A 21,857-nucleotide genomic window follows, 5' to 3' on the forward strand; every position below is an offset into this window, starting at 1 on the left:
GGCCACGGCCCCCTCCGGAGCGCGACCCTCACTACCTACACGCAGAACGTGTGCTTCCGGTTCGAACCCTACGTCAATTGGTTGCTCGGGGTGCGCCCGGAAGGGTGACCTGGATGCGGCATCCGCGCGACGATTCGGCCACGCCGATCTGACCGCCGTGCAGATCCACCGCCCACCGGGCGATCGCCAGCCCAAGACCCGTGCCGCCGTCGCTGCCGGGCCCGTGCGGCGCCGAGGCGTCGCCCCGGTTGAACCGCTCGAAGACCCGGTGCCACTCCGACTTCGGGATGCCCGGGCCCTCGTCCAGGACCTCCAGGTCCAGCGACTCGGGCTGCGGGCCGCGCCGGGCCCGTACGGTGACGCGGCCGTGCGGCGGCGAGTGCTTGACCGCGTTGTCGATGAGGTTGGCGACCACCTGGTGCAGCCGCTCCCGGTCCGCGTGCGCGGTCAGCTCCGGCGGCGAGACGTCCAGGTGCAGATGGACGTCGGTACGGGTGTGGTTGCCGGAGCCGGAGGAGAGCCCGCGCCGGGAGGCCGCCAGGTTGGCCTCCTTGAGCACGCCGGACAGATACGGCCAGACCTCGAAGCGGTGCGCCCGCAGCGGTACGACGCCGTTGTCCAGGCGGGAGAGGTCCAGCAGCGTCTCCACCAGGCGGCCGAGCCGCTCGGTCTGCTTCAGCGCCGTGCGCATCGTCTCGGGGTCGGCGGCCGAGACGCCGTCCACCACGTTCTCCAGGACCGCCCGCAGGGCCGCGATGGGCGTGCGCAGCTCGTGCGAGACATTCGCCACCAGTTCCTTGCGGTGGCGGTCCACCGCCTCCAGGTCGTCCGCCATGCGGTTGATCGTGGAGGCGAGGTCGCCGAGCTCGTCGCGGCGGTCGGCGCCGCGCACCCGGCGGGTGTAGTCGCCGTGCGAGATGGCCCGGGCGACCGTGTTCATCTCGTCCAGCGGCGCGGTCAGGCCGTGCGCCACGAACTGGGTGATCAGCAGGGTGGCTATCACCGAGAAGACGGTGATGAACCGCAGCTCCGTGCGGGTCTGCACGGCGACCATCAGCAGCCCGGTGGTGATGAAGACCGAGACCACGACCAGGCTGCCCAGCTTGGTCTTGATGGAGATCGAGACCTCCCGCAGGCCGCCCCTGAGCCGGTCGCGCACCCGGTCGCGGGCCCGGGCGTGCGGCCCGCCGCGCCGGGCCCGCCCGTTCACCGCCCCGGCCGCCGCCCGGCTCATGGCGCCGGGGTCTCCAGCGCGTAGCCCACGCCGTGGACCGTGCGGATGCGCTCGGCCCCGATCTTCCGGCGCAGCGCCTTGATGTGGCTGTCCACGGTCCGGGTGCCCGAGGCGTCCGCCCAGTCCCAGACCTCGGCGAGCAGCTGCTCGCGCGAGAGCACCGCGCGCGGCGTGTTGGCCAGGCAGCTGAGCAGGTCGAACTCGGTCGGGGTGAGGTGGACGTCCTCGCCGCGCACCCGGACCCGGCGCTGTGCGTGGTCGATCTCCAGCTCGCCCAGGCGCAGGATGCCGGTGCGCGGGGTCGCGGCCGCCAGGGTGGCCCGCTCGACCCGGCGCAGCAGCACGTGCACCCGGGCCGCCAGCTCCCGCATCGAGAACGGCTTGGTCATGTAGTCGTCCGCGCCGACGCCGAGCCCGACCAGCATGTCCGTCTCGTCGTCGCGGGCCGTCAGCATCAGCACCGGGACCGGCCGGCGGGCCTGCACCCGGCGGCAGACCTCCAGGCCGTCGAAGCCCGGCAGCATGATGTCCAGGACCATCAGGTCCGGCTGCCACGCCTCGGCCGTGTCGACGGCCGCCGGGCCGTCGAGGGCGGTCTGGACCTGGAAGCCCTCGGCCCTCAGCCGTGCCGCGATGGCGTCGACGATCGTCGTGTCGTCCTCGACGACCAGCACCCGGCGCTGGGCGCCGGGGGTGGCCGCTACGCCGTTGTGGGTGGTGTGTGCCTGCTCCATCGCCCCGCCCTGATATTGCTTCCGGGGATCCGTGGGGAGATCCCCTGTGTCGGTCAGAGACTAGAGGCACCGGCCGCGTCCAGGCTACGCAGGGCGAACGGCGAGATGGACCACGTCAGGGACGCCCCGGGCAACTGTGATCTCTTCGGTCCTAACCCCGCAGAAACCGGCATTCCGGAGAGCCTGCTCGAAGGCGGCGGAGGGCTGCGCGGACCACACCGCCAGGACTCCGCCGGGGGTGAGCCGGTCCCGGCAGGCGGCGAGACCGGTGGGGGAGTAGAGGCTGTCGTTGCTCTGGGTGACGGTCCAGTCGGGCCCGTTGTCGATGTCCAGGCAGAGCGCGTCGAAGGTGTCCGGGGCACTCGTCACGTATGCGACCAGATCGGTGTGCAGGACCTCGGTGCGGGGGTCGGCCAGGGCGGCCTCCGAGAGCGGTGCCAGGGGGCCCGAGCGGTGCCAGTCGATGACGGCCAACTCGCGTTCCACCACGGCGATCCGGCCCCACCGGGGGTCCGCGGCGGCGTGCGACAGGGAGAAGCCGACGCCCAGCCCGCCGATCAGCACCGACGGCCGCTCGCGGCCGTCCGGCAGCGCCTCGTGCGCGGCGTCCACGAGCAGCCTCTCCGAGCGCCCGTCGGAGGTGTCCATCAGGAACATGCCGTTGGCGATGATCTCGAAGTGCGGGCCGCGCCGCCGGAGCACCACCTCCCCGTACGGCCCCTCGCGCCGGTCCAGGACGACCGGCGCGGCGATCGGGTCGGCGATGGGCATCAGAAGACCTCCTCGAAAGCGGAGCGAACGGCTCGGAGGCCGACGCGCGGCCTGCGTCAAAGGTTGTCCAATGTGGCACAAGTCATAGACGCGGTGGGGAGCGTTCGCAGAGGGTGAGCGTTGTAGAAGCGTAAGCAGCAAGGCCGGAGGATCACCGGCGCGGCTTGTGGTTCCGGGTGCGAGCGTGCGGCGCCCGGTGGAAGGGGCCTCACCGGTGCACCCTGGAAGAACGCGCGACCACGCGGGCCTGCTCGACGGCATCCCGCGCCAGCGGCCGACGGCTCGGGAGACGGCTCGGGAAACGGTGGACGGGACGCCGGAGGGCGGGGACATCGCGAAGACCGCTGTGACGGCCGGTGCCGGGGGCCGGGGGCCCGAGGTGCCCGCCGGGGTGCTGGTGCGCGGCTCCCTGCGCCGCGCCGTCGACCTGCTGCCGACCCCCACGGGCACGCCCTTCACCTTCGCGTACACGCTGCTGCTCTTCGCCACCTCGCTCTATGCGGAGTTCGGCGACCCGGACACGGTCCGCACGCTGCTCGAAGGCTCCAGCACCGATGTGCAGCACCTCACGCGCACCCCGGTGCTCGTGCTGCTCGCCAGCGCGCTGTGGATCGCGGGCGGCATCTCCTCGCCGTGGGCCGTCGGCTTCGTCTTCATCCTCACCGCCCTGGAGCGCCGCGTCGGCGGGCTGCGCACGGCCGGGGTGTTCCTGCTCGGCCATGTGGTGGCGACGCTGGTCACCGAGGTGCCGGTGGGCGTCTCGGTCATGGCGGGGCAGCTGCCGGACTCCTCGCTGCACCGCCTCGACTACGGCATCAGCTTCGGTCTGATGGCGAGCGTCGGCGCGCTCGCGGGGCTGCTGCGCCCGCTGCTGAGGTGGCCGTTGCTCGGCGTGATGGCGGTGCTCCTCGCCCAGGACCTGCTGGACATGGTGGATCCGCTGGCCAGCTGGGGCCATCCGACCGCCCTGCTCGTCGGTGTCCTCTGCTGGCCGGTGCTGCGCCGGGTGGCCGGGCGTGCGACCGCCCGGCCCGGTGACGGGCCGTCAGCGGTAGCCGACGGGCAGGTTGGCTCGTACGTCCCGTAGCGCCGGGCCCTGGTGGACGTCGTCGGTCAGGACGACGTGTCCCTCGTATGTGTACTGGTACATCAGCGCGTCGGCCACCGGGCGTCCGGTCGGGCGCGGCGGCAGATGCGCGAAGTCGGCGTCCTCCAGGGCCGAGCGGAGCTTGGCGAGGGCGTCGGGCGCCAGCTTGCCGGTGGTGGTCTTCCCGTCCCGGCGCGTCGAGGTGTACGAGCCGTCGGCCTTCACGACCAGCTCGTTGTGCAGCCCCGCGAACCCGCCGCTCACCACCAGCCTGAGCAGCTGCCCGTGCTGGGCGGGCGGCGTCGGCGTGGCGCTCTGCGGTGAGCCGGGCGGCGTGCCGGCCGGGGTGGTGGGCGGCGGGGTCTGCCCGCTCAGCGTCGTGCTCGGCGCCGGGGTGGGTGACTTGGAAGCGCCGTCGGCCGTGGAGCTCGATGAGTCGCACGCCGTCGCCGCGAGCAAAGTGACGAGCAGCAGCGCTCCTGCCGTCGTCCTGGTCCTGCCCGTGAGGCTCATGGAGCCGAGGATGCCGGATCAGTGGGAGCGAAGTACAGGCTGGCCATGGCCGAGCGCGTCGTCCAGCCGAGCGAGCCGTACAGCGCCTGCCCCTCCGGGGTGCCGACCAGGACGCCGGTGGTGGCCCCGGTCGCGTACGCGCCGCTCTGGAGTGTGCGCATGACCAGACTGCCCAGGCCCCGGCGCCGGTGCTCGGGCGAGGTCTCGATCTGGTCGGCCACGGCGGTCGCGCCGGTGGGGGCGATCTGGCCGCGCGCGGCGAAGTGGCCCGCCTCGGTGCGGACCAGCACGCGCAGGACGCCGCCGGTGGTCCAGCGGGTGAGGGTGTAACCGGCCGGGACCTCGGCGGGGGCCGGGGCCAGGGGCGCCGTCATCAGGAATCCGGGCTGGTCCAGCCGCCACCCGGGGCCGAGCCACGGCCGGACCGTGTCGTCCTGCGCGAAGAGCTTCAGCCAGGTGCCGGGCGCGGTCGTCGCCTCGACCAGCTTGCGCACCGAGGCCTCGTCGGGCTCCGGCAGCACGTGCCGGGAGACGTGGTTGGCCTGGCCGACGTCGATGGTCCAGCCCCAGGGCTCGGCCACGGGCGCCGCCGCGCCGCGCGACACGACCCACCCCTTGATCCAGGTCTCGACGAGCTCCGGCACGGATTCCATGGCTGCCCCTCCCGTAAGTGCGTTGGGCGTAATAGTCTCTACTCCAATATGACTCTTACAAGAGATGATCGCTCAGAGCGAACACCTGTCGGGGAACATTCCTTGGCTCACATGCATTGAGTCGGCATAGCTCAACTTGACTGCCGAAGGGGAGATCATGGCTCACTCGTCCGCACCGCTCACCCTGCCTGTGCTGCCGCTCGACGACGAGGTCGTGCTGCCCGGGATGGTCGTGCCGCTGGACCTGTCCGACACCGAGGTGCGCGCCGCCGTGGAAGCCGCCCAGGCGGCCGTCCGGGCCGACGGGCCCTCGGCGGGCAAGCCCAGGGTGCTGCTGGTCCCGCGCATCGACGGGGCCTACGCCGCCACCGGCGTGCTCGGCACCGTCGAGCAGGTCGGCCGGCTCTCCGACGGCGACCCGGGCGCGCTCATCCGGGGCGTGACCCGCGTGCGCATCGGCGCCGGGACCACCGGCCCGGGCGGAGCGCTGTGGGTGGAGGGCGCCACGGTCGAGGAGACCGTCCCGGACCCCCTGCCCGGCCAGGTCACCGAACTGGTCAAGGAGTACAAGGCGCTCGCCACCGAGTGGCTGAAGAAGCGCGGCGCCTGGCAGGTCGTGGACCGCGTCCAGCAGATCGAGGGCGTCTCGGCCCTCGCCGACAACTCGGGGTACTCGCCGTTCCTCACCACCGCCCAGAAGGTCGAGCTGCTGGAGACCGCCGACCCGGTCGCCCGGCTCAAGCTCGCCACCGAGCACCTGCGCGAGCACCTCGCCGAGCAGGACGTGGCCGAGTCCATCGCCAAGGACGTGCAGGAGGGCGTGGACAAGCAGCAGCGCGAGTTCCTGCTGCGCCGCCAGCTCGACGCCGTACGCAAGGAGCTGCGCGAGCTCAACGGCGAGTCGGAGGGCGACGAGTCCGACGACTACCGGGCCCGCGTGGAGGCCGCCGACCTGCCCGAGAAGGTCCGCGAGGCCGCCCTCAAGGAGGTCGAGAAGCTGGAGCGCTCCAGCGACCAGTCCCCCGAGGGCTCCTGGATCCGCACCTGGCTGGACACCGTCCTGGAACTGCCGTGGCAAGAGCGGACGGAGGACGTCTACGACATCACGGGCGCCCGCGCGGTCCTGGACGCCGAGCACGCGGGCCTGGAGGACGTGAAGGAGCGCATCACCGAGTACCTGGCGGTGCGCAAGCGGCGCGCCGACCGGGGCCTGGGCGTGGTCGGCGGGCGGCGCGGAGGCGCGGTGCTCGCGCTCGTGGGCCCGCCCGGCGTGGGAAAGACGAGCGTCGCGGAGAGCGTGGCGCACGCCATGGGCCGCAAGTTCGTCCGCGTCGCCCTCGGCGGCGTCCGCGACGAGGCCGAGATCCGCGGCCACCGGCGTACGTACGTGGGCGCGCTGCCCGGCCGGATCGTGCGGGCGGTCAAGGAGGCCGGGTCGATGAACCCGGTGGTGCTGCTCGACGAGATCGACAAGATCGGCTCCGACTTCCGCGGCGACCCCGCCGCGGCCCTGCTCGAAGTCCTCGACCCGGCGCAGAACCACACGTTCCGCGACCACTACCTGGAGGTCGAGCTCGATCTGAGCGACGTCGTCTTCCTGGCCACGGCCAACGTCCTGGAGGCCATCCCGGAGGCGCTGCTCGACCGCATGGAGCTCGTCCGCCTGGACGGCTACACCGAGGACGAGAAGGTCGTCATCGCCCGCGACCACCTGCTGCCGCGCCAGTTGGAGCGGGCCGGACTCGACTCCGGCGAGGTGGTCCTGGAGGAGAGCGCGCTGCGCAGGCTCGCCGGGGAGTACACCCGCGAGGCGGGCGTGCGGAACCTGGAGCGCTCGCTCGCCCGGCTGCTGCGCAAGGTCGCGGCCCAGCACGAGACCGGCGAGCGCGAACTGCCCCTCACGGTCACGCCCGACGACCTGCGCGCGCTCATCGGGCGCCCGCACCACGTCCCCGAGTCCGCCCAGGACCCGGCGGAGCGGCGCACCTCGGTGCCCGGGGTGGCCACCGGCCTCGCCGTCACCGGGGCCGGCGGCGACGTGCTGTTCGTCGAGGCGTCCCTGGCCGACCCGGAGACGGGCGCGGCGGGCCTGACCCTCACCGGCCAGCTGGGCGACGTCATGAAGGAGTCGGCGCAGATCGCGCTGAGCTTCCTGCGCTCGCACGGCGCCGAGCTGGAGCTGCCCGTGGCCGACCTCAAGGACCGGGGCGTGCACGTCCACTTCCCGGCGGGCGCGGTCCCCAAGGACGGCCCGAGCGCGGGCATCACGCTGGTGACCGCCCTGTCCTCGCTGCTCAGCGGGCGGCTGGTGCGCACCGACGTGGCGATGACCGGTGAGGTGTCGCTGACCGGCCGGGTGCTGCCGATCGGCGGGCTGAAGCAGAAGCTGCTCGCCGCGCACCGGGCGGGCATCACCACGGTGGTGATCCCCAAGCGCAACGAGCCGGATCTGGACGACGTCCCCGCCGAGGTGCTGGAGAAGCTGGAGGTCCACCCGGTCAGCGACGTCCGCCAGGTCCTGGAGATCGCGCTGGCCCCGGCGGAGGTGCCGGTGGCGGTGGCGGTGTAACACCCGGACCGTACGAGAAGGCCGCGCGGGAACTACGCCCGCGCGGCCTTCTCGTACAGCCGACGTGCCCGCGCGTCGAAGAGCACCGCCGTGGACGCCACATCCGTGTCGCCGCCGCTCAGTACGCCGATGAGCTTGCCGAGGTGGTCCGGCCCCCGGTAGTCCGCCAGCCACGGGCTGCCGCTGGTGCCGGTCCAGAACCCGGCGCAGTCGATCCGTACGTCGCTCGGCAGATCGGTGTCCGGGCGGGTGTCGGTGGTGCAGGCGATGGGCCGGTTCCCCGGGTTGTGGTCCTCGTCCGGATAGCCGAAGACGGTGACCCGGCGCCTCGGCCCCGAGCTCCAGTCGGGCTGGGCGGCCCCCACCACGCTCTGCGCACTGCGGCCCCTGGCGTCCGGCTCCAGGGTGAGGAAGGCGTAGTCGAAGGAGTCGTCGCCGTCCCCGGACCACCGCTCGTCGGTCTGTACGGCCTTCACTTTCCAGGTGCCGTACGGGTACGAGCCCTTGACCGCGCCGGAGAAGCCCGGCGCGAACGCCATCGAGCCCGCCGACCCGGCGTCCGCGCAGTGCGCGGCGGTGGCGACGACGTTGCCCCTGGGGCTGGCGACGACGCTCGCCGTGCACCAGTGCTTGTCGCCGTCGACCAGGACGCCCACGGACGGCAGTCCGGCGCTGGTGGCGGCGGACGTCTGCGGGGCGGGCGCGGGCGGCACCTCGTCGGGCCGGTCCTGCTGGGGCGCCGAAGCGGCGGACCAGCCGCACCCCGTGACCAGGGCCAGTACCCCTGCGGCACAGACCCGCCCCACCGTTCGCAGCACGCGCATGACGACCATCCTGTCGTATGACGGGCCCCGGCGAGGTGAGACCCCCGGCGCGCGTCGGCACGCCGGGGGCCACACGTACAGACTCACGTACGAGCTCGCGCCCTAGCCGTTGGCCAGAGCCTGGAGCCGGTCGTAGGCCCCGTTGAACTTCGAGTGGTCGCCGACCGTCGGGCCGGACGAGGTGTACTGCCACATCGTGTAGTAGCCCCAGCCGGCCGGGAGCGTGCCCGGGTCGGTGTTGTAGCGGGCGATCCACAGCGGGTTGGTGGAGCCGAAGGCGGCGGAGTTGCCGGTGCACTGGGTCCACCAGCTGGTGGCGGTGTAGATGACCGCGTCACGGCCGGTGCGGGCCCGGTACTGGTTCACGAAGTCGCGGATCCAGTTGACCATCCCGGCCTGGGAGAGCCCGTAACAGGCGGCGCCGTACGGGTTCCACTCGATGTCGAGCGCGCCCGGCAGCGTACGGCCGTCGCGCGACCAGCCGCCGCCGTGGTCCACGAAGTAGTTGGCCTGGGTGGCGCCGCTCGTGGTGTCCGGCGTCGCGAAGTGGTACGCGCCGCGGATCATGCCGACGTTGTACGAGCCGTTGTACTGCTGCGCGAAGTACGGGTTGGTGTAGTACGTGCCCTCGGTGGCCTTGACGTAGGCCCACTTCACCCCGCTGTTCCACAGGGTGGACCAGGCGACGTTGCCGTTGTGGCTGCTGGTGTCGACGCCCTCGGTCTGGACGGCTCTCGTGTCGTGCGGCGCGCCGCCGGTGCCGTCGTGGGCGGCCACTCCCATGCCCATGGTGGCGGAGCCACGGGCGGGGGTCTGGGCCGCGCCTGAGGTGCCGGGGGCGGTCAGCAGGAGGGTGAGGGCGAAGAGGAGGGTTCCGGCCGCGGCGAGGGGACCGCGACGGGCCGTTCCGGGTCTGTGCACGGGCATTGCGTGCCTCCGAAAGGCGTAGGTGGGGGGAGCGTGCCGGGGATGCGACATGTCGTTGTGGACATGTCATACGAGAGAAGCTACGCACGTAGACCGTGACGCGAAAGAGGTTCTGGAACTGTCATTGGCCCAGGCCTCTGACAGGACCGCCCGGGCCGGTGCGAGCTGCGCCGACCGTCAGCGGCTGCAAGTAACTTTCAGCCGTGGGCGGTTGGCGGCCCATCGGCCGCGCCCGCCGTGCTCCCTTGCCTCCCCGTGCGTTCCCTCGGGTCGCATTCGCGCCAAAGTCCTCATGTCAACACAGAGGCCCCATTGAGGAGTTCACTCACCACGGGCTTGCATGGTCATGACCAGTCGGCGCCCACCGGCGCCACCGGCCTCCCGCGCGGCCGACGCCGTCCGCGGGAGGCACCTCGCAACGGCCCGTGGAGGAACGACCTTGCACAAGCCCAGAGCAGGCAGAGCCGGAGCAGACAGCACGCGGGGGAGCAGGACCGGCGCGGGGGCGGGGATGGCCGCGCTCCTCGGAGCCGCCGCCCTCCTCGCCACCGCGGTACCGGCGGCCCACGCCGCGCCCCCGGTGCAGGCGCCGGCCGCCGACGTCGTGCCCGGCACCGGCACCGAGACACCCGCCCTCGTGGACGGCCTCCACGAGAGCGCCGACGCCGAGGCGGCGCCCGCCGACGCGGCCCGAACCCACCTCGCCGCCAAGGAGAGCCGCTACCGGATAGCCGACCCCGGCCGCGACCTGGCCCCCGTCCAGACCCTCAGGCAGGGCGGGGACGAGACGGTACGGCTGCAGCAGAAGCACCACGGCGTCGAGGTGCTCGGCGGCCAGTACGTGGTGCGGATGGAGAAGAAGGACGGCAAGCGCGTCGTCACCGGCACCTCCGGCAAGTACTTCACGGGCCTGACCACCGCCACCACGGCGACGGTCGCCGAGGACGTCGCCGTGCACCGGGCCGTCTCCTCGGTGGCCGCCCGCCTCGGCGGCGCCACCCTCGGCAAGAAGGACGTCCAGCCGTCCCGGGGCGCGAAGACCAGGGCGGCCGCCGCGCTCACCGGACGGGCGGGCGGCCTGGTCGTCGTCCCCAAGGGCGCGGGCATCCTCACCTACCGGGTCACCGTGCGCGGCACCGACCCGGCCACCGGCCGGCCGGTCCTGCAGGACGTGTACGTCGACGCCCACGCGGGTTTCCCGGTACTCCAGTACAGCCTGATCAAGACGATCACCGCGCCGAAGCCCGCGAGCGGCACGGCGCACGCCCCGGGCGCGGCGCACGCCCCGGGGAAGGCGGCCGCGGGGCCCGCCGCCACCACCAACCCCGGCACCAGTGGCACCGGCGTCAAGTACAGCGGCGACCAGGTCCCGCTGGACATCTACTTCGACGCCACGGCCAAGCAGTACAGCCTCGTCGACTACTCACGCATGGCGGGCACCAGCAAGAACACCCTGCACACCTGGGACGCGCGCGCGGTCGAGGTCGACGACGCCTCGGGCCGCTGGCCGGACGGGCTCAAGGAGTTCACCAACGCGGCCCCCGACTACAGCGGCGACGCCACGGCGGCGGGCGCGGTCGACGCCCACTGGGCGGCCGGGCAGGTCTACGACTACTACAAGAAGGTGCACGGCCGCGACAGCCTGGACGGGCGCGGCATGACCATCAACTCGCTGGTCGGCGTGACGTACGCGGGCGGCCCCTTCGTCAACGCCTTCTGGGACGGCCAGAAGATGGTGTACGGCGCCGGGGACGAGCAGTACAAGACGCTCTCCGCCGACCTCGACGTCGTCGGCCACGAGATGACCCACGGCGTCGTCGAGAACACCGCGAACCTCGTCTACGCGGGCCAGTCCGGCGCCCTCAACGAGGCGCTCGCGGACTACTTCGGCAACGCGATCGACGTCACCGCGACCGGGACCAAGATGGACGACCCGGACGCCGGGCTCCTCGGCGAGGACCTGTGCCGCACCAGCAAGCCGCGTGAGTGCGCCTTCCGCGACCTCAACGACGGCCGCACCACGTCCAAGGACTACCTCGGCGTCACCTTCTCCACCGACAACGGCGGCGTCCACCTCAACTCGACGATCTTCTCCGGCGCCCTGTGGGACATCCGCCAGGACCTCGACCCGAAGGACCCCTTCCTCGCGGACCGGCTGGTCTACAAGGCGCTCTCCACGTACATGACCCCGCTGGACGGCTACACCGAGGCCCGCGACGCGATCGTCGCGGCCGCCAAGGACCTGGGGCTCTCCGCGAAGCAGCAGAACGTCGTCAAGCGGTCCTTCAACGCCCACGGCATCGTGCCCGGCTGGGAGAACGCCCTCGGCGTCGACTCCGACCGCCTCTTCGGCAAGCTCAACATCTCCGGTACGGGCACGGCCGCGGGCGGCGGCTGGTGGGCCACGTCCAAGTCCAACGACGACGGCACCGAGGCCTACTCGGTCTACGCCGGACGCGTCGACGGCAGGGGCGCGCCCAAGCTGATCAGCCCCAACGACGGGCGCTACCACGTGTATCCGGCCACCGACGGCAAGACGGTGGTGTGGGCCGCGTTCGGGACGACCAGCGTCGACATCCTCTCCCGCCCCATCGCCGGCGGCCCGACGAAGACGCTGTACACCTCGTCCACCAATGTCCAGAACCTGCACGTCGAGAACGGCGCCGTGGTCTTCGAGTCCTTCGACCCGTTCGGCGGGCGGCACGTCGGCTTCCTCAAGCCCGGCGACCACGAGCCCACCTGGGTGGACGGCGGCAAGTACGAGCTCGGCACCGCGCTGCCCTCGCTGAAGAACGGGAAGATCGCGTACGCCAAGCTCTACCCGGGCGAGAGCGACTACCGGATCGGCGTCGAGACGTACGACATCGCCACCGGTGCCACGCACCTCGCCCAGCAGCTCGGTGAGCCGCAGGGGATCGGCCAGACCGGCATCACCGGCAAGAACGTGTTCTGGCTGGCCGACGAGAACCTGGCCGACCAGGGCCAGCTGGCGGTGCGCCGGTCCAACCTCGACGGCACCGGCACCGTCGACATCAGCGCCGAGTCCGGCCCCGGCGCGCTGATCCCGTTCGACCTGACGGCGGCTGACGACGCGGTCACGGTGAACACCCTGCTGCCGGACACCCAGTACCGCAATGAGACCCTGCCCAAGCTGTGGCAGCTCAGCGCCGACGGCACGCGCAAGGAGCGCCTCTCCTGCAACCGCGGCGAACAGCTGTACCCGTCCGCCGCGGGCGGCCGGCAGGTCGTCTGGCTGGACGGCACCTCGGGCTGGACGGACCTGGTCACCCGGGAGCGGCCGGCCGGCACCTGCTGAACGCGCTCACCGCGTGACGCGTCATGCCGCGTGATTGAGCCAAAGGGCCCCCGGTGCGCTGCGCCGGGGGCCCCTGGCCACAGGGGACTGGGAAATACTGTCCCGTCGGGACAGCGTGGGATGGGAGCTGATGTGCACGGTCCGGACCAGGAGTTTCTCGCACTCGAACGCGAGCTGGCGGTGTTCCTGAGGCGTGCCCGGGCGTCCTCCGGCGAGATGGCCCGCGCGGTCCATCCCGAGCTGGAGGCGGCCGCGTACGGGCTCTTCGTGCGCCTGGAGGAGGTCGGCTCGCAGCGGGCCACCGAGCTCGCCGCGTACTTCGGCGTGGGCAAGGCGACCATGAGCCGCCAGCTGCGCGCCCTGGAGGACCTGGGCCTGGTGACGCGCGAGCCGGACCCGGCCGACGGCCGCGCCTCGCTGGTCCGCCTCACCGACGAGGGCCTGGCCCGCTTCCGCAGGGTCCGCGACGCCCGCCGCGCCCAGTACGTCACGAAGCTGGCGGACTGGGACCGCAAGGAGATCGCGGAACTGGCGAGACTGCTGCACCAGCTGAACGCGCGAGCGGACATGAAGGAACCGGGCCAGGCGTAGGGACGCACCCGGCTCCGCCGCGCCTCTGAGGGGCGCAGCCCCTTCAGGGGCGCGGGGCTGTCACCTATGCGGATCCGCCGCGATGGGGGTCCCCCCTGTTCGAGCGAAGCCGAGAACTTGGGGGAGCGACCAGCCTCCACCGGCCCGCAGACGGGACTCAAAGCTCCACGTACACCGCAGTCGCGTCATCGTGCGTCTTGCTGCGCCCCAGATACGTACGCCCGGCAGCGGCGTCGGCCAGCTCCAGCTCCCGGACCCGGTCGATCAGCCCCTGCGGCCCCGTCTTGGCCACCACGGCCAGACACCCCGCCCAGTCACCCTCGCGAAACGTCTCCACCCACCGCGACGCGCCGTCGGAGAGCGCGGCGAGCGCCCGCACGTCCCGGACGGGGGTGCGCCCGGTCACCGCACGAGAGGCCACGGCCGGATCCGCCGCGGCCGTGAAGAAGCCTCCCTCCCGGTTGCGGGCCACCGCGTCCGCCACCTCGTCCGACACCAGCACGGACCGCGGCACCCGGTCCAGCCGGTCGTCCAGGACCGCCCGGACCACGCCCTCGGGCGACTCCAGGAGCAGCGCGGAGTCGGAGAGCACGAGATGCTCCACGGCCTCCTCGTCCCAACGCGCCACGACCACGGTCGCCTGAGGCGTACGCGGGTGAGAAAGGTCACAGGTGTCGCGGTGGGCGTCGGCGGTGCGCCTGATGGACTCGGCGAGGATCCCGGTCAGCGGTATGTCACGCCGCGAAGCGGACAGTTCGGTCAGAGCGCCGCCCAGCCGCGCCGTGAACCAGGGCACGTCGTGCACACAGTCGCCGTTGCCCGGCGGTGGGGTCACCCCGTCGAGCACCACCAGCACCCCGCCCCGTCCGGCGGCGGGCAACGCGGTGGCGGCCCAGTCCTCGTTGGGGCGTGCGGGGTTTCCGGGAGCCGTGGCGAGTTCGATGCGCATACGACCAGTCTGCACTCCGCCTCCACCAGGCCTTCATCGTGGTCAATTGGCCTGGACCATGGGGCCGGAGAGCGGCTCCGGCCGGGCGGAACGGCCCGTCGGGAAGCTGTGGGCGGGCATCCTGCCAAAGGCCGCGCGGAAGTTCCAACCCGCCTTCCACACGAGCGGGGGCGGCCATTCCGCAGGAGTTGATGGCCAACTCCCGAGTGTTGTTCACTCGTTCGGGTGGCGGAGTGGATGTTGCATGCCTCCTTCCCAAAACCACTGGAATGGTCGGAAGCCGCGCAGGGGTGGGAACGCGTCGCACACGACGCATGAGACGCACGGCCGGTCGTCGCATGAGGCGCATGAGACTCATGAGGCGCATGACCGGCCGTCACCTCGGCTTCATGGGTGGACGAGTCAAGATTGAGAGCACCGGTGCAGAACAAGCGGCCTCGGGGCAAGGACGGCGAGACCGTCAAGGGCGCCGCGGACACCGCGGGCGCCGCACGCACCGTGCGCACCGTGCGCGTACGGACCCGGCTGGTCACCTCGGTCGCCCTGGTCTCCCTCACCGTCCTGGGCGCCGGCACCCCCGCGCTGCTCACCGCCTCCTCGGACCTCAACGACTCCCAGAGCCTGGTCACCCTGGCCGAGCTCAACCAGCAGGCCGTGACCCTGGCCCACGCCCTCGCCGACGAACGCGACGACGTCAGCGCGTACATCGCGGGCGGCCGCGATCCGCGCAAGGACGCCGCGCTCAAGGACCGCGCCACCCGCGTCGACCGGCGCATCGACGAGATCCGCGCCACCGCGCCCGCGGCCCTCGGCCGCGACCTGGCCACCGTCCCGTCGCTGCGCCGCACCGCCCTCACCGGCAAGGGCACCGCCCTGGAGGCGCACCGCGCGTACTCCGACGTCATCACCAAGCTGCTGGGCATCGCCGACGAGCTGGCCGACAGGACGCCCCCGCGCGCCGCCGAGGCCACCCGCGCCCCGGCCGACCTCGGCCGCGCCGTCGAACAGGCCTCCGCCACCCGTGGCCTGCTGGTCGCCGCGCTCTCGGTCCCGCAGAAGCCCGGCACCACGGTCTACGACCCGATCACCGGCCGGTATGTACAGAAGGACGCGGGCGACAGCGAAGACGGGCGCACCCGGGACGCGTTGAGCGCCGCCGGGCAGCAGGCGCGGGTGCGCGAGCAGTCCGCGCTCGCCGACTTCGACCAGGCCGCCTCCGCCACCGCGCGCGAGAAGCTCTCCACCACGGTGACCGGCCCGGACGTGGACGCGGCCGAGCGCTATCTCGCCCGGCTCACCGACCAGCCCCAGCTCAGCTCCTCCGACCGAAAACTGGGCGCCGACAAGGTCGCCGCCGCGCTGACCGCGCGGATCGACCGGATGCGCGGAACCGAGTCGGCGCTCGCCACGGCCGAGGTGAAGCGCTTCGAGTCGCTGCGCGACGACGACGTCACCGGCCTCGAACTGCGCGTCGCGCTCGTCGGCGCGCTGCTGCTGCTCGCCGTCGGCGTCTCCTCCGCCGGCGCCCGCAGCCTCACCCGGCCGCTCGCCGTGCTGCGGCGCGGCGCGGCCCGGCTCGCGACGGCCCCCGAGACGGAGGAGCCGGTCCGCTTCACCGGCCGCAACGACGAGTTCGCCCAGGTCGTCCGGTCTCTCAACACGCTCCACGGCCGCCTGCGCGACCACGCGGCCCGCGCCGACGCGCTCGGCGCGGAGCTGGACGACGCCCGCGAGGCCCAGACCGGCCTCGCCGTGGAGCGGGCCGAACTGGCCGATTCCGTACGGGAGTTGACCGCCCAGCTGGAGCGGGTGCGCGGGACCGTGCAGCACACCTTCGTCAACCTGGGGCTGCGCAGCCTCGGCCTGGTCGAGCGTCAGCTCGGCATCATCGAGGGTCTGGAGGAGAGCGAGCAGGACCCGGACCAGCTCGCCACGCTCTTCAAGCTCGACCACATGGCCACGGTCATCCGCCGCCACGGCGAGAACCTGCTGGTCCTCGCGGGCGCCGAGCACCACCACAACCACCCCGGCCCGGTCCCGCTCGTCGATGTGCTGCGGGCCGCCGTCAGCGAGATCGAGCGGTACGAGCGGGTCGTCATCCAGGCCCTGCCGTCGCACGCCCAGGTGGCCGGGTTCGCCGCCGACGACCTCAGCCACCTCGTCGCCGAGCTGCTGGAGAACGCCACCTCGTTCTCCCCGCCGGACGCCCAGGTCCAGCTCTCCGGCTGGCAGCTGGAGAGCGGCGAGGTCATGCTCTCGGTCCAGGACGAGGGCATCGGGGTCAGCCCGGCGCGCCGCACCGAGCTCAACATGCGGCTCGCGGACCCGTCCACGTACGAGCCGGGGGAGCCCGGCACCGAGGCCGGGGGGCTGGGGCTGCACGTCGCCGCACTGCTCGCCCGCCGCCACGGGGTGCGGATCGAGCTGCGCGAGCAGAAGCAGGGCGGGCTCGCGGCGGTGGTCGTACTGCCCGAGCCGATCCTGCCGAAGACGCCCCCGGCCGCGCCGCCGCACGTGGTGCCGGCGCAGGGGGACGCGCCGCGCTTCACGCTGCCGGGCGCGCTGGCGGAGGCGAACTCCAACGTGCTGCCCGAGCGGGCGGAGCGCACGGCGGAGTTTCCGCTGCCCGCGCGTCAGCCGGAGCGGGCGGAGCAGCCGGACACACAGCCGCACACGCACGAGCAGCCGCACACGCACGAGCAGCCGCACACGCACGAGCAGGCGGACACGCAGTCGGACACGCAGCCGGACGAGCACGAGCAGCCGGACACGCACGAGCAGCCGGACACGCACGAGCGCGTCGACGAGCCGACGTTCGAGATGCGGCTCCCAGCCGCGGCCCCGGAGCCCGAGCCCGAGCGTGAGCCCGCCCCCACCGTCCGCGCGCAGCGCGTCACCGACAAGGGGCTGCCCAAGCGCACCCCGAAGGTGGTGAAGGACGCGGGCTCCACCGTCCCCGCCGCGCGCAAGAGCGGCGCCGAGGTGGCCGACGCCCTGCGGCGGCGGCTCGGCGGGTTCCAGCAGGGAGCCCTGGAGGGCCGCCGGCACGCCGAGACCGAGATCCAGGAAACCCGGAGCGGAACCCAGAGCGGAACCCAGAGCGAAGTACAGAGCCAAGAGAAGAAGGCACAGAGGCCACAGACGGGGGAGACAGTCGAGGAGGCACGCAGTTGACTGCGACCGGCACCGGCACGTTCGGACTGAGCAGCGAAGCCCGCAATCTGCAGTGGCTGTTGCGGAACCTGGTCGAGGAGGTGCCGGGACTGCTGTCCGTCGCGGTCGTCTCCTCGGACGGTCTGCTGCTGCTCTCGTCCGACCCGGACCAGCGGCACACCCGCACGGAGCCCCGCCCCGAGGGGCCGCGCGGCTCCAGCGCCGACCTCGCCACCATCGTCTCCGGCATCGGCAGCCTCACCCACGGCGCCGCCCGGCTCATGGACGGCGGCGGCGTCAAGCAGACCGTGGTCGCGATGGAGGAGGGCAGCGTCTTCGTCATGGCGATCAGCGACGGCTCGCTGCTCGGTGTGCACGCCACCCCGGACTGCGACGTGAGCGTCGTCGCGTACCACATGGCCCTCTTCGTCGGCCGCGCCGGACACGTGCTCACCCCCGAACTCCGCAGCGAGCTGCGCCAGTCGATGGAGGCCGTCCAGTGACTTCGTCCGCCCCGAAACTCCCGATACGCGGCTCCGGCCGCAAACCCGCGCGGGTCCGCCCGTACTCGCTGACCGGCGGCCGCACCCGCTTCGGCCACGTGCTCCTCGTGGAGACGTTCGTGGCGGCCATCGAGGCGCCCGAGGAGCGCAAGGCGCTGGGCGGCTCGCCGCTGCGGATGATGCCGGAGATGCGGGCGATCGTGGAGATCTGCCGGGCGATGCGTACGGTCGCGGAGATATCGGCGCTGCTGAGAATGCCGCTGGGGGTCGTCCGGGTGCTGCTCAGCGACCTGGCCGACCAGGGAAGGATCCGCGTGTACGGGACCGGGCACGGCCCCGGGCGGCCCGACCGCGCGCTGCTCGAAAGGGTCATGAGTGGACTCCGCCGTCTCTGAACTCCCGGCGCCCGACGCGGACGAGGAGGAGCTGCGGCCCTGGCAGCAGGACCGTACGAGGGCACCCATCGCGACCAAGGTGGTGGTGGCGGGCGGCTTCGGCGTGGGCAAGACGACGTTCGTCTCCTCGGTCTCGGAGATCACCCCGCTCCAGACGGAGGCGGTGATGACCCAGGCGAGCGAGGGCACGGACGACCTCACGTCGACGCCGGAGAAGACCACCACGACGGTGGCCATGGACTTCGGCCGCATCACGCTCGACGACGACCTCGTCCTGTATGTGTTCGGCACGCCCGGGCAGCAACGGTTCTGGTTCATGTGGGACGACATCGTGCGCGGGGCGATCGGCGCGGTGGTGCTCGCCGACACCCGCCGGCTGTCCGACTGCTTCCCGGCGCTCGACTACTTCGAGAGCTGCGGCCTGCCGTACATCGTGGCGGTCAACCACTTCGAGGGCACCGAGTCGTTCGAGCCCGAGGACGTGCGGGAGGCGCTGACGGTGCCGCCGCACATCCCTGTGGTGATCATGGACGCGCGCGACCGGATCACGGTGATCGACTCGCTGCTCGGCCTGGTGGCACACGCGCTGGAAGAGCTGCCGGACTAGAGCCGCCGGACCAGTCCCCCCCCACTTACTCACGTACACGTATCGGAGAACACTCGCATGCGGCGCATCCTGATAGTCGGGGCCGGTCAGTCCGGGCTCCAGCTGGCCCTCGGACTCCAGTCGAAGGGGTACGAGGTCACCCTGATGTCCAACCGCACGGCCGACGAGATCCGCTCCGGGCGGGTCATGTCGACGCAGTGCATGTTCCACACGGCGCTCCAGCACGAGCGGGACCTCGGCCTGAACTTCTGGGAGTCCCAGGCCCCGCGCATCGAGGGCCTGGGCGTCTCGGTGGCGGGGCCCGACGCGTCCCGCCCGATCGACTGGGTCGGCCACCTGGACGCCTTCGCCCAGTCGGTCGATCAGCGGGTCAAGATGGCGGGCTGGATGGAGACGTTCGCACAGCGCGGCGGCCAGCTGGTGATCCACGGCGCGGCCGTCTCGGACCTGGACTTCTTCGCGCGGACCTACGACCTGGTGCTGGTGTCGGCGGGCAAGGGCGAGCTGGTGTCCATGTTCGGCCGCGACGCCTCGCGCTCCCCGTACACGGAGCCGCAGCGGGCGCTTGCGGTGTCGTACGTGCACGGGCTCGGCCCGCGCCCCGAGCACCCGGACTTCGACGCGGTGCGCTGCAACCTGGTGCCCGGGGTGGGCGAGCTCTTCGTGATGCCGACGCTGACGACGTCGGGCCGGGCGGACATCCTCTTCTGGGAGGGCATCCCCGGTGGCCCGCTGGACGTGTTCCAGGGGGTGACGGACCCGGGCGAGCACCTCTCGCTCACCCTGGAGCTGATGGAGCGCTTCACGCCCTGGGAGTACGCGCGGGCGACGAAGGTCGAACTGACGGACGCGGGCGGCACGCTGGCGGGCCGGTACGCCCCCACCGTCCGCAACCCCGTCGGCCGCCTTCCCGGCGGGGGCCTGGTCCTGGGCGTCGCGGACGTGGTCGTCGCCAACGACCCGATCACGGGCCAGGGCTCCAACTCGGCGTCCAAGTGCGCGGCGTCCTACCTGGCGTCGATCGTGGAGCGGGGGGAGGACGCGTTCGACGAGGAGTGGATGAGGTCGACGTTCGACCGTTACTGGTCGACCGCGCAGCCCGTGGTGAAGTGGACCAACGCGATGCTGGGGGTGCCGCCGGAGCACGTCCTCAACCTGATCGGCGCGGCGGGCGAACTCCAGCCGGTCGCCGACCGCTTCGCGAACGGCTTCGACGACCCGTCGGACTTCGAGAACTTCTTCTTCGAGGAGGAGAAGGCGGCGGCGTACCTGGCCGAGGTGTCGGCCCCCACCCCGCCCCTTCCCTGAACCCCTCCGGCGGGCGGCCGGGGGCTGCGCCCCGGGGCCCGGTGCACGCCTGTGGACCGTGCTGGGCTGCTCGCGCAGTTCCCCGCGCCCCTGAAGGGCTCGGCTTCGCCATCGCCCTCGCCCGTACCCCCTAGCTAGGGGGTACGGGGAACTGCGCGACCAGCCCCCACCGGCCCGCAGACGAACCGGGGACCCAGGGGCGCAACCCAGCACGGTCCGCGGCGAACTCAGGGGGTCCCCGCCCCACCCGGCCGCCCGCCCAGGGCTTTCGGGAAGGGGCGGGGTGGGGGTCATTCCCCCGGAGGGGCATCCGACCCGTAGCCCTCGTCCGAGTCCGAGTCCGTCCCCGCCCCCACCGGCAACTTCGGCGGCCGATAGGACCGCAGGGAAGTCTCCCCCGGATCCGGCCGCACCGCCCCCAACAGCGGGTTCGACGCGATCGGCGAGATCTTCACCCGGGTGCCGGGGCGCGGGGCCTGGACCACCAGGCCGTCGCCCAGGTACAGGGCCACGTGCGTCGCGCGCGGGTAGTACACCACCAGGTCCCCCGGGCGCAGGGAGCGCAGCGGCACCCGCGGCAGCGACGCCCACTGCTCCTGGCTGGTGCGCGGGATGGCACGGCCCGCGTGCGCCCACGCCTGGGACGTGAGGCCCGAGCAGTCGTACGACCCCGGCCCCTCCGCCCCCCACACATACGGCTTGCCGAGCTGCCCGACCGCGTACCGCAGCGCCTGCTCGCCCTCCTCCGACGGTGCCCGCACCCCGCTCAGCGCCCCCGTCGCCAGCAGATCCCGCTGCGCCTTCGCCATGCCGTCCCGCTCCAGCCGGGTCAGCTCGGCGAGCTGGTCCTCGCTCAGCGACGCCAGCAGGCCCTCGACGTCCTTCAGCCGGGCCCGGACCTGGTCCCGCGCCCGCCGCTGTCGCGCGGTCAGCTGGGCCTGCTCGTCCAGCGCCTTGCGCGCCGCCCGCGCCAGAGCGTCCGCCCGCTTCTCCGTCCGCGCGAGCCGCGCGAGCGAGACCCGGCGCTCGTCCGAGGCGCGCCGGATCAGATGCCCCTGGTCGAGGGCGCCCTGCGGATCGCGGGACAGCAACAGCTGCATATACGTGGAGAGTTCGGTGCGGCCCTGGTACTGCTCCCGGGCCAGCCGGCCCGCCGCCTGGCGGCTCTGGGCCAGCGCGACCCGCGCCTTCGTCAGCCCGGCCGCCACCTTCTTCTCGTCCGCCGTGCGCCGCTTCAGCTGCTCCTCGGCCGCGTTGTACGCCTCGGACGCCTCCTCGGCCTGCCGGTAGAGCGTCTGCATCCGCGTCAGCAGGCCGGTCACCGAGCTCTGGGGCGGAGTGGGTGCGGCCTGCGCCGTGGGGACGGCAGACACGAGCGCCGCCGCGAGGGCCGCGGCCGTGCACACCGAACGCAGAGATCTGTCTGACACGTGCTCACCTCCGGTCGGATGGTGACACGGTGATCCGGACCGGGGCCCGCCGAGACGGGTGAACGGTGCGAATCCTTCCCCCGTACGGCCGTACTCCGGTGCGGGCGCTTGCCGTCGCGCCCGCCACCTGCATACGAGAGAGAACCGCCGGTGCCGAGCCCCACTGGCGCCTGTCCGGTGGATCTCGCCCGGGGCGCGGGTCTAGGGCCTGTCGTCAAATTCCCGTCTGTCCTGCGACGCCTGGCACGCACTCTCGCCGCACCGGGCGAAAGCCCACGTACGTCCAGTACGAG

General features: G+C 72.6%; 18 protein-coding genes. 9 read left to right on the top strand and 9 right to left on the bottom strand.

The features are described from left to right. Positions 1-73: 73 nt before the first annotated feature. The 3 genes from AB0G17_RS32705 to AB0G17_RS32715 form a co-directional block, all read right to left on the bottom strand. Positions 74-1,234 carry a HAMP domain-containing sensor histidine kinase gene (locus AB0G17_RS32705; RefSeq protein ID WP_361390509.1) on the bottom strand — a complete coding sequence of 387 codons (1,161 nt, stop codon included), beginning with the start codon at positions 1,232-1,234 and terminating at the stop codon, positions 74-76. Beyond that, positions 1,231-1,968 (bottom strand): response regulator transcription factor, encoded by a 738-nt coding sequence (locus tag AB0G17_RS32710; RefSeq protein ID WP_067163879.1) that lies wholly within the window; start codon positions 1,966-1,968, stop codon positions 1,231-1,233. The genes AB0G17_RS32705 and AB0G17_RS32710 overlap by 4 nt, the downstream gene beginning before the upstream one ends. A gap of 84 nt (positions 1,969-2,052) precedes the next feature. Continuing rightward, entirely contained in the window at positions 2,053-2,739 is a 687-nt protein-coding gene (locus AB0G17_RS32715) for a spermidine synthase (RefSeq protein ID WP_361390511.1), read from the bottom strand. Between the two features lie 379 nt (positions 2,740-3,118). Between AB0G17_RS32715 and AB0G17_RS32720 the strand changes: the two genes are divergently transcribed. Next, on the top strand, positions 3,119-3,826 hold the full coding sequence (locus AB0G17_RS32720; RefSeq protein WP_361390541.1) for a rhomboid-like protein: 708 nt from the start codon (positions 3,119-3,121) through the stop codon (positions 3,824-3,826). Here AB0G17_RS32720 and AB0G17_RS32725 read toward each other — a convergent pair. Beyond that, positions 3,785-4,339: a hypothetical protein gene (locus AB0G17_RS32725; protein ID WP_361390513.1), complete on the bottom strand. Its 555-nt coding sequence runs from the start codon at positions 4,337-4,339 to the stop codon at positions 3,785-3,787. The two genes, AB0G17_RS32720 and AB0G17_RS32725, sit on opposite strands and share 42 nt — an antisense overlap. Next, positions 4,336-4,992, bottom strand: coding sequence for a GNAT family N-acetyltransferase (locus AB0G17_RS32730; RefSeq protein ID WP_361390515.1), 657 nt, complete (start codon positions 4,990-4,992; stop codon positions 4,336-4,338). Before AB0G17_RS32730 ends, AB0G17_RS32725 begins: the two co-directional genes overlap by 4 nt. 157 nt (positions 4,993-5,149) lie before the next feature. Between AB0G17_RS32730 and lon the strand changes: the two genes are divergently transcribed. Next, positions 5,150-7,561: an endopeptidase La gene (gene lon, locus AB0G17_RS32735; protein ID WP_361390517.1), complete on the top strand. Its 2,412-nt coding sequence runs from the start codon at positions 5,150-5,152 to the stop codon at positions 7,559-7,561. A 32-nt stretch (positions 7,562-7,593) separates the two neighbouring features. Here the strand turns inward: lon and AB0G17_RS32740 are convergent, their stop codons facing one another. Continuing rightward, positions 7,594-8,385 carry a trypsin-like serine protease gene (locus AB0G17_RS32740; RefSeq protein WP_361390519.1) on the bottom strand — a complete coding sequence of 264 codons (792 nt, stop codon included), beginning with the start codon at positions 8,383-8,385 and terminating at the stop codon, positions 7,594-7,596. A 102-nt stretch (positions 8,386-8,487) separates the two neighbouring features. Next, a complete protein-coding gene (locus tag AB0G17_RS32745; RefSeq protein ID WP_361390521.1) occupies positions 8,488-9,312 on the bottom strand; it encodes a lysozyme in 825 nt (274 codons plus the stop codon). A gap of 511 nt (positions 9,313-9,823) precedes the next feature. On the opposite strand from AB0G17_RS32745, the gene AB0G17_RS32750 reads away from it, so the two are divergent. Both AB0G17_RS32750 and AB0G17_RS32755 read left to right on the top strand, forming a co-directional pair. Further along, positions 9,824-12,628, top strand: coding sequence for a M4 family metallopeptidase (locus tag AB0G17_RS32750; protein WP_361390523.1), 2,805 nt, complete (start codon positions 9,824-9,826; stop codon positions 12,626-12,628). A 120-nt stretch (positions 12,629-12,748) separates the two neighbouring features. Further along, positions 12,749-13,219: a MarR family transcriptional regulator gene (locus AB0G17_RS32755; RefSeq protein WP_361390525.1), complete on the top strand. Its 471-nt coding sequence runs from the start codon at positions 12,749-12,751 to the stop codon at positions 13,217-13,219. A gap of 157 nt (positions 13,220-13,376) precedes the next feature. On the opposite strand, the gene AB0G17_RS32760 is transcribed toward AB0G17_RS32755, so the two are convergent. Continuing rightward, positions 13,377-14,168 (bottom strand): hypothetical protein, encoded by a 792-nt coding sequence (locus tag AB0G17_RS32760; RefSeq protein ID WP_361390527.1) that lies wholly within the window; start codon positions 14,166-14,168, stop codon positions 13,377-13,379. A 420-nt stretch (positions 14,169-14,588) separates the two neighbouring features. Between AB0G17_RS32760 and AB0G17_RS32765 the strand changes: the two genes are divergently transcribed. Genes AB0G17_RS32765 through AB0G17_RS32785 form a run of 5 tightly spaced genes read left to right on the top strand, consistent with a single transcriptional unit; the run spans position 14,589 to position 20,134 of the window. Further along, positions 14,589-17,342 carry a nitrate- and nitrite sensing domain-containing protein gene (locus tag AB0G17_RS32765; RefSeq protein WP_361390529.1) on the top strand — a complete coding sequence of 918 codons (2,754 nt, stop codon included), beginning with the start codon at positions 14,589-14,591 and terminating at the stop codon, positions 17,340-17,342. Then, positions 17,339-17,824, top strand: a complete 486-nt coding sequence (locus AB0G17_RS32770; protein ID WP_361390531.1) for a roadblock/LC7 domain-containing protein — start codon at positions 17,339-17,341, stop codon at positions 17,822-17,824. The genes AB0G17_RS32765 and AB0G17_RS32770 overlap by 4 nt, the downstream gene beginning before the upstream one ends. After that, positions 17,821-18,219, top strand: a complete 399-nt coding sequence (locus AB0G17_RS32775) for a DUF742 domain-containing protein (protein WP_361390533.1) — start codon at positions 17,821-17,823, stop codon at positions 18,217-18,219. The genes AB0G17_RS32770 and AB0G17_RS32775 overlap by 4 nt, the downstream gene beginning before the upstream one ends. Beyond that, positions 18,200-18,826, top strand: coding sequence for an ATP/GTP-binding protein (locus AB0G17_RS32780; RefSeq protein WP_361390535.1), 627 nt, complete (start codon positions 18,200-18,202; stop codon positions 18,824-18,826). The genes AB0G17_RS32775 and AB0G17_RS32780 overlap by 20 nt, the downstream gene beginning before the upstream one ends. 57 nt (positions 18,827-18,883) lie before the next feature. Beyond that, positions 18,884-20,134, top strand: a complete 1,251-nt coding sequence (locus AB0G17_RS32785) for a styrene monooxygenase/indole monooxygenase family protein (RefSeq protein ID WP_361390537.1) — start codon at positions 18,884-18,886, stop codon at positions 20,132-20,134. A 290-nt stretch (positions 20,135-20,424) separates the two neighbouring features. Here the strand turns inward: AB0G17_RS32785 and AB0G17_RS32790 are convergent, their stop codons facing one another. Next, positions 20,425-21,564, bottom strand: coding sequence for a C40 family peptidase (locus AB0G17_RS32790; protein ID WP_361390539.1), 1,140 nt, complete (start codon positions 21,562-21,564; stop codon positions 20,425-20,427). Positions 21,565-21,857: the final 293 nt, after the last annotated feature.

The organism is Streptomyces sp. NPDC023838 (assembly GCF_040639555.1).
GTDB lineage: Bacteria > Actinomycetota > Actinomycetes > Streptomycetales > Streptomycetaceae > Streptomyces.

Coding starts and splice junctions, on each gene's coding strand:
- AB0G17_RS32705 (WP_361390509.1), bottom strand. CDS start 1,234: ATGAGCCGGGCGGCGGCCGGGGCGGTGAACGGGCGGGCCCGGCGCGGC.
- AB0G17_RS32710 (WP_067163879.1), bottom strand. CDS start 1,968: ATGGAGCAGGCACACACCACCCACAACGGCGTAGCGGCCACCCCCGGC.
- AB0G17_RS32715 (WP_361390511.1), bottom strand. CDS start 2,739: ATGCCCATCGCCGACCCGATCGCCGCGCCGGTCGTCCTGGACCGGCGC.
- AB0G17_RS32725 (WP_361390513.1), bottom strand. CDS start 4,339: ATGAGCCTCACGGGCAGGACCAGGACGACGGCAGGAGCGCTGCTGCTC.
- AB0G17_RS32730 (WP_361390515.1), bottom strand. CDS start 4,992: ATGGAATCCGTGCCGGAGCTCGTCGAGACCTGGATCAAGGGGTGGGTC.
- lon (WP_361390517.1), top strand. CDS start 5,150: ATGGCTCACTCGTCCGCACCGCTCACCCTGCCTGTGCTGCCGCTCGAC.
- AB0G17_RS32740 (WP_361390519.1), bottom strand. CDS start 8,385: ATGCGCGTGCTGCGAACGGTGGGGCGGGTCTGTGCCGCAGGGGTACTG.
- AB0G17_RS32745 (WP_361390521.1), bottom strand. CDS start 9,312: ATGCCCGTGCACAGACCCGGAACGGCCCGTCGCGGTCCCCTCGCCGCG.
- AB0G17_RS32750 (WP_361390523.1), top strand. CDS start 9,824: ATGGCCGCGCTCCTCGGAGCCGCCGCCCTCCTCGCCACCGCGGTACCG.
- AB0G17_RS32755 (WP_361390525.1), top strand. CDS start 12,749: ATGGGAGCTGATGTGCACGGTCCGGACCAGGAGTTTCTCGCACTCGAA.
- AB0G17_RS32760 (WP_361390527.1), bottom strand. CDS start 14,168: ATGCGCATCGAACTCGCCACGGCTCCCGGAAACCCCGCACGCCCCAAC.
- AB0G17_RS32785 (WP_361390537.1), top strand. CDS start 18,884: ATGCGGCGCATCCTGATAGTCGGGGCCGGTCAGTCCGGGCTCCAGCTG.